Raw genomic sequence first — 6631 nt, forward strand, 5'->3', positions numbered from 1 at the left:
GTAAAAAAATTCACACGTCCCGGATTTGATTGTTTCTTTTCCCAGGGCGCGCGGGATAAATCAATAACTAGAATCTCAGTTGTGCACCGAGGCGGTATCGATTGCCTGGGTGAACCAGGCGCGCGAAGCTCACGGTGCCGGCACTGCATTTAGTGCGCCGCCAAACCTGGAGGCACGCATCTCCGGGGGCAATTTCCAGAGCGTGGGCGATAGCGGCTTCCGCAGCTATGGCCTCGACGGTTGTATCGGCCTCGGTCAGCGGTGCGACTTTGGAAAGATAGGCGTTGGGGGTGGTGTGGGCGAAGTCCTGGTCCAGGTAATCTGGAGCCAAGGCTGGGTTGGTAAACCGCTCTTCCCACTGCACCGGCAAGCCGTTGTCACAGTGCACAATAATGGAGTGAAACACTTTTGCCTGTTCGGGCACTTCCAATGCCAGGGCTACATCGGCGCTGGCGACACAGGGCTGAGCTAACAGAATGCGGTTGCTGTAACTGTGCCCCCGGGCCGAGATCTCGTCGGCGATATTGCGCACTTCCAACAGTGAGCTGGCGGGCACCGGCTCGGCGACAAAAGTACCCAGCCCCTGGGAGCGCATCAGAACGCGCTCATCGGTTAACTCGGTGAGTGCCCGCCTTGCGGTCATCCGGCTCACACTGAATTGCTGTGCCAGTTGGTTCTCCGAGGGCACCTGGGAGTGAATTGGCCACTCGCCAGACTCAATTTGTTGGCGGATATGGCGCTTGATGGCCGCGTATCGGGGTTCACTTGCAGTATTCATAGACTCAGGTACAGTGCTTTCGTGGCTTGTATATTGTTGTATATACAAGAATAGTTACGGCTACTATGGTTTCCCTGCTGCGGGCTGTCAAGTCGAAGAGGGGAGCTGTATCCTGCCCGTTACTGGTTTGTCGGTCATCGGGCCGAGCATCTATGGTTTAAAAGGAAAAGCGTGCCGCTAAAAGCTTATGTCAGAACGCTGTGATTTGCTGATTACCAATTTGAATGCCGCCACAATGGACCCATCCATTGCCGGTGGTTACGGTGTTATCGAGGATGCTGCAATTGCGGTAACCAAAGGTCGGATCGTTTGGATTGGTCCCCGCCGGGATCTGCCCGAGTGCACCCCAGACCGCATTGTTGATGGCGAAGGTCAATGGGCAACTCCGGGCCTGATCGATTGCCACACGCATCTCGTATATGGAGGTCATCGCGCAGGGGAGTTTGCCCGTCGCCTGGGGGGAGAGAGTTACGAAGAAGTGGCTCGCTCTGGCGGGGGTATTATTTCTACGGTGCGGGCGACAAGGGGTGCCAGTGCCGAGAACCTGTATAAGTTGGCTGAGCCCCGTCTGCACGCCCTGATGGCCGAAGGCGTTACAACCGTGGAAATTAAATCCGGTTATGGCCTGGACCTGGATACTGAACTAAAGCAATTGCGCACCGCGAGACGTTTGGCGCAACACAACTCAGTGGAAATAGTAACGACCTGTCTGGCAGCACACGCTCTGCCACCGGAATACGACGGTCGTGCCGATGAATATATCGACCTTATTTGCGAGCAGATATTGCCCGCTGTAGCCCGCGAGCAGTTGGCTGATGCTGTGGATATGTTTTGCGAGACGATAGGCTTTACTGTCGACCAGTGCCAGAGAGTTATCGATGCAGCGAAAAAACTGGACCTGCCAGTAAAAGTGCACGCCGAGCAGTTGGCGCGTACAGGGGCTACTGAAATGGCGGCAAAGTCCGGGGCATTATCGGTAGATCATATTGAATATATCAGTGATGCCGATGTACTGGCGATGGCGGAAAGCGGCACCGTGGCAGTGCTTCTACCAGGAGCTTTCTACACTCTGCACGAAACCCAGGTTCCGCCTATTGAAAAGTTACGCGAGGCAGGAGTTTGTATGGCATTGGCAACAGACCTTAATCCCGGGAGTTGTCCAATCGCTTCCCTGCGTTTGATGATGAACATGGGTTGTCAGCTGTTTGGCTTAACTCCGGCAGAAGCTCTCGCAGGTGTTACCCGTGCAGCCGCTCGGGCATTGGGTTTGTGCTGTTCTCGCGGTGTACTGCGCGAGGGGCTGCGAGCAGATATTGTTCTTTGGCCGATGGATACCCCGGATCAGCTCGCTTATGAAGTGGGTGCTCTAAAGCCTGCAAAAATTTTCTTGGGAGGTCGCGATGTTACAACTTGCTGATATGCAATTATGGAGCGGTCGCACTGATTCTGAGGATGGGCGAGCGGGTGAGCGTTGGCACCAGCGGATTTCTCCTTTGCAGTTAGATGATGCTCCTGGCCTCACAATTCTAGGTTTTGCTTCAGATGAAGGGGTACGCCGAAATAAAGGGCGAATCGGTGCAGCGAAAGGTCCGAGAATCCTGCGTCTGGCTATGGCTAACCTGCCGGCCACTTTCGATGCGCCCTTATACGATGCGGGTAACGTCAGAGTCGAACGGGAAGACTTGGAGTCTGCCCAATCGCTATTGGGTGCCCGTATCAATGAGTTGCTCGGTGCCGGTCACTTTCCTCTGGTATTGGGAGGCGGCCATGAAATTGCTTTTGGCAGTTATCAGGGGATTGCCCGCTGGATGCGCGAGCATCACCGCGAGAGCAGTCTGGGTATTATCAATTTTGATGCGCATTTGGATTTACGCACACCTGCGCCAAAGGGGTCATCGGGTACGCCATTTTTCCAGATTGCAGAGCAGTGCAGGATAAATGGCCGCGAATTTAATTATCTCTGTGTGGGTGCGGCGGATAACGCCAACACACCTGCTCTCTATCAGAGAGCTGATGAATTGGGTGCCCAGGTTATTCGGGACCGTGAAATCATTAGTTGGAATCTGAATACAGTTCAGGCGCGAATCCGCGACTTTATCGAGAAGGTGGATTTTGTCTATCTGACGGTATGTCTGGATGTATTGCCGGCGGCAGTAATGCCAGCGGTGAGTGCCCCCTCTGGCAGGGGAGTTTCTATGGAGTTTTTGGAAGTCTTGCTGGATACCGTTTTGGAATCTAATAAAGTTTGTTTGGCGGATATCGCTGAATTTAATCCTTATTTCGATATTGAGGATCATGGTGCGCGTACCGCAGCCCGCTTAGGTTTTCAAATTGCAAATCGTGCGGCCAGAAAAATTCCCTGAGTATTTGTAATAACACAGCGCGGCCACTATGGCTTTGGAGGTCGCGTTAACTTCAGTATTAGAAACCACTATTTTAATCCTTATCCACAGCCGTAAGTGACTGGCAGAAAGCTCCGCTTTTGCAGTTGATATGATCAAAGATCTTGAAATTAATCACTTAAAAACCCTAGAAATACTATTCAGGGTTGAAAGTATCTCCCTTGCCGCAGAGCATCTGCAGGTTTCGCAGCAAGCTGTCAGTTTTCAGCTGAAGAAGATTAGAAAAATAGTTGGGGATGATCTATTTGTGCGTACTGGGCATGGGATGGCTCCCACCAGTTATGCAAAATTTATAGAGCCACAGATTCGACAGGTGCTGACGTTACTCAGTGAGATTCCCGCCCCGGGCTCTCTTGATTCAAGCCAGACTTCCCGGACCCTGGTGATCTCTGCAACAGATTACGCGCAAAAAGTGGTTGTTGCCGCGTTGATCCAAAGGGTCAGGCAATATGCGCCGAAAGTGAAATTTATTGTCACTAATATTGAAAGCGTCTCGCTCACCCAGAAAATGCATCAGGGAGAAATTGACTTAGCTTTCACATCAGCGGGGTATGTGCCTGATGGAATTAATACACAGGTGCTCTTTAATGAGCGTTATGTCTGTGTATCGGCTAATCCTATATATAGTTTAGATGAGTTGGTCCCTATTGATCAGTTGATGCAATCTGATTTTGTGATTACATCGCCAGGAGTTGGAGGCTTGCGTGGTTCAGCCGATCGTTGGCTAGAGGGGCAAGATCTAAAAAGAGAGATTGTTGTTTCGGCGCCCTCTTTTTATATAGCCCAGGAGTTCTTGAAAAGGACGGATGCCCTGGCCTTTATTCCCTCTAGGTTGATGCCTTGTGAGGGCTTGGTGGAAATTACCTTGGACAAGTATCCACCTGGCTACGAAGTTGTAGCCGCCTTTCATCCCCGAGTGGAAAATGATCCATTGGTAAGTTGGATTCTCAATGATCTGCACCAACGGTTTTCTAAGTCAATGGCTTCCTGATTGTATCCGTAACAAGCTTTACTCCATAGCTTTGGCAAAGCTGCCTTTCTACTATGATTTTTTCAAAAGCTAGAAAGCGTACAGGTCTGTTATGAGTATTCTGAATATTAATCCTTCTTCACTTTATGATGGCAGTTCTTCCTGCCTATCCCACGCCCGAGTCGATACTAAAACAGGCTTGGTATTTGTATCGGGTCAGGTGGATTGGGATAGTAATTGTGAAGTTAAAAACATAGGGGTTGGTGCTCAGGCGGAAAGCGCCATGCAAAACTTATTGACAGTATTGGATGAGGCCGGATCGTCGGTAGAGAATCTTTTGCAGTTACGTATCTATGTGCGTGGAGAAGTTAGTGAGCATCTGGGGGAAATAGTCCCCGTGCTATCTAAATATTTGGGTACTACTCGCCCGGCAATCACGGGAGTGGGAGTCACATCCCTGGCGTCGCCAGAGACATTGATAGAAATTGAGGCAGTGGCTAAAACGCTGCTTTAAGTACCTGAATAAAAAAAGCCCCGCATTGCAGGGCTTTTAAGTTTTACTTGAGGTGTTCCCTAAGCTCGGAGCCTGCTTGATCAAGAGCATCCTGCACCGCGGGCACGTCACTCAGGGCATTTAGTAGGCCGTAGTCGTGAATCATGCCGTTATAGCGAACAGCGGTTACGGTCACACCAGCTTCGTTAAGTTTGCGGGCGTAAGCTTCCCCTTCATCTCTCAGCACATCCATCTCAGCAGTCTGCACCAGAGCGGGAGGCAAGCCGACCAACTGGGATTTGCTTGCGCGCAGAGGTGAAGCATAGATCTCGTTGCGCTGTTTGGGGTCGGTAGTGTAGTTATCCCAGAACCACTTCATCATATCCCGTGTCAGGAAGTGATCCTGGGCGAACTGCTTATAAGAAGCGTTGTTGAAGTTGGCATCGGTAACCGGCCAGAGCAGCAGTTGGAATTGCAGATCCGGTGTTCCTTTCTCTTTCGCCATCAAGGCAACCACGGCTGCCATATTGCCACCGACACTGTTACCGGCCACGGCAAGACGGGAGCCGTCGACACCGATCTTTTCGCCATTCTCCGCGACCCACTGGGTAGCCGCATAAGCCTGGTTAATTGCAGTCGGGTACTTGGCCTCTGGAGATGGGGTGTAATCCACATACACCGCAGCGGCGCCGGAGCGTTGAACCAGATCGCGGATCAAGCGTTCGTGGGTTGGGTAGTCACCCAAGACCCAGCCTCCGCCGTGGAAATACATAAAGGCGGGAATCTGGCCCCGGGTGTTTTTCGGTTTAACGATAGTCAGTTCCAGCTTTTCGCCATTAACCGTAATGGTTTTCTTGCTGACTTCAGCGGGCGGCAATTGCGCACCCTCTTGGGCTCCGACCAGGACGGCGCGGGCATCTTTTGGTGATAGTTGCTCAATGGGTTTGCCGCCACCTTGCGCCAGTGCTTGAAGGAACCCCTGGGTATTTTTCTCCACACCAGGGGAAATAGAAGCAGACGCAGAAGCCATACCAAGAGCAAAGAAAAGGGGTAGTGCCAGCTTGGAAATTTTTAAGCCATTCATAACGGATACCTTCAACTCTCTACCGGTTGCTTAAGCGGATATGTGCAGGCGCACATCAACATTGCCTCGGGTTGCATTGGAATAAGGGCAAACTTCTTCGTGAGCGGTGTTGGCAATTTTTTCTGCCGTCGCCTGATCCAGGCCAGGAAGATCGATGTAGAGGTCAATATCCAGACCGAACCCCTTACCCTGGGGACCGATTCCAACTTCAGCGCGCACAGTGGTTTCTTCCGGGACTTTTACTTTCTCTTTACCGGCGACAAACTTAAGAGCGCCAATAAAGCAGGCAGAGTAACCCGCAGCAAACAGTTGCTCTGGGTTGGTGCCATCGCCACCGGGGCCGCCAAGCTCTTTGGGAATACTGAGCTTTACGCTTAACTTTCCATCTGATGATTGAGCTTCGCCATCACGGCCGCCATTTGCGGTTGCTACTGCGGTGTAAACTGTTTGCATTACCTGTCCTCATTGATGTGTGTTTGTCTGTCAGAAGCCGCCTGGAATGGAGTCCAGTCCTTTTCCCGCTGGATTTATTGAGCTGGGGGTAGTAGTCCGGATTTCTAAGTCAGCTTCTAAACAGCGCGTCAGCTTGGACGCCAGATAAAGTTATTGCGATAACTATTATTGCGATAATTAAATGTTGCTATAAGGACGATAGCTATAACAAATGGAGCCAAAGCGGGGGCCCCGCTAATGGCGGGGCGATAAAAGAGGGGAAGATTAGGGGGTCGCTAAATATTGGCGAAGCGTCTCTATTTGCGTCTTTAGCGCCCGTGCAGACTGAGGATTCAAGCCACAGGCATTCAGCACTTGAGTGGGAATTGAAGCAGCTTCTTTTTGCATCGACCTACCGGCATCAGTCAGCTCGATAATGACTCGACGCTCATCCTCCGGGTCTCGGTGGCGG

General features: G+C 51.5%; 8 protein-coding genes (1 of these 8 cut by a window edge). 4 read left to right on the forward strand and 4 right to left on the reverse strand.

The window, feature by feature from the left end; all coding sequences use genetic code 11:
- Window positions 1–67 precede the first annotated feature (67 nt).
- Entirely contained in the window at window positions 68–778 is a 711-nt protein-coding gene (gene hutC, locus P0078_RS15220; RefSeq protein ID WP_282930784.1) for a histidine utilization transcriptional repressor HutC, read from the reverse strand.
- Window positions 779–965: 187 nt separating this feature from the next.
- On the opposite strand from hutC, the gene hutI reads away from it, so the two are divergent.
- The 4 genes from hutI to P0078_RS15240 all read left to right on the forward strand — a co-directional run bounded on the left by hutI (window position 966) and on the right by P0078_RS15240 (window position 4664).
- Window positions 966–2195: an imidazolonepropionase gene (hutI, locus tag P0078_RS15225; RefSeq protein WP_282930785.1), complete on the forward strand. Its 1230-nt coding sequence runs from the start codon at window positions 966–968 to the stop codon at window positions 2193–2195.
- A complete protein-coding gene (hutG, locus tag P0078_RS15230) occupies window positions 2179–3141 on the forward strand; it encodes a formimidoylglutamase (RefSeq protein ID WP_282930786.1) in 963 nt (320 codons plus the stop codon). Before hutI ends, hutG begins: the two co-directional genes overlap by 17 nt.
- Before the next feature lie 130 nt (window positions 3142–3271).
- Window positions 3272–4171, forward strand: coding sequence for a LysR family transcriptional regulator (locus P0078_RS15235; RefSeq protein WP_282930787.1), 900 nt, complete (start codon window positions 3272–3274; stop codon window positions 4169–4171).
- Window positions 4172–4262: 91 nt separating this feature from the next.
- Window positions 4263–4664 (forward strand): RidA family protein, encoded by a 402-nt coding sequence (locus tag P0078_RS15240; protein ID WP_282930788.1) that lies wholly within the window; start codon window positions 4263–4265, stop codon window positions 4662–4664.
- 43 nt (window positions 4665–4707) lie between these two features.
- Here the strand turns inward: P0078_RS15240 and P0078_RS15245 are convergent, their stop codons facing one another.
- From P0078_RS15245 to P0078_RS15255, 3 genes are all read right to left on the reverse strand, one after another.
- A complete protein-coding gene (locus P0078_RS15245; RefSeq protein ID WP_282930789.1) occupies window positions 4708–5727 on the reverse strand; it encodes an alpha/beta hydrolase in 1020 nt (339 codons plus the stop codon).
- Between the two features lie 30 nt (window positions 5728–5757).
- Complete coding sequence (locus P0078_RS15250; RefSeq protein WP_282930790.1) at window positions 5758–6180, reverse strand: organic hydroperoxide resistance protein; 423 nt, start codon at window positions 6178–6180, stop codon at window positions 5758–5760.
- A gap of 264 nt (window positions 6181–6444) precedes the next feature.
- Window positions 6445–6631, reverse strand: partial view of a MarR family winged helix-turn-helix transcriptional regulator gene (locus tag P0078_RS15255; RefSeq protein WP_282930791.1) — the end only. Its footprint extends 257 nt past the window's final position; only the last 187 of its 444 coding nucleotides appear in the window; the start codon falls outside the window, past its right edge; it ends in the stop codon at window positions 6445–6447.

This window comes from Microbulbifer sp. VAAF005 (assembly GCF_030012985.1).
GTDB lineage: Bacteria > Pseudomonadota > Gammaproteobacteria > Pseudomonadales > Cellvibrionaceae > Microbulbifer.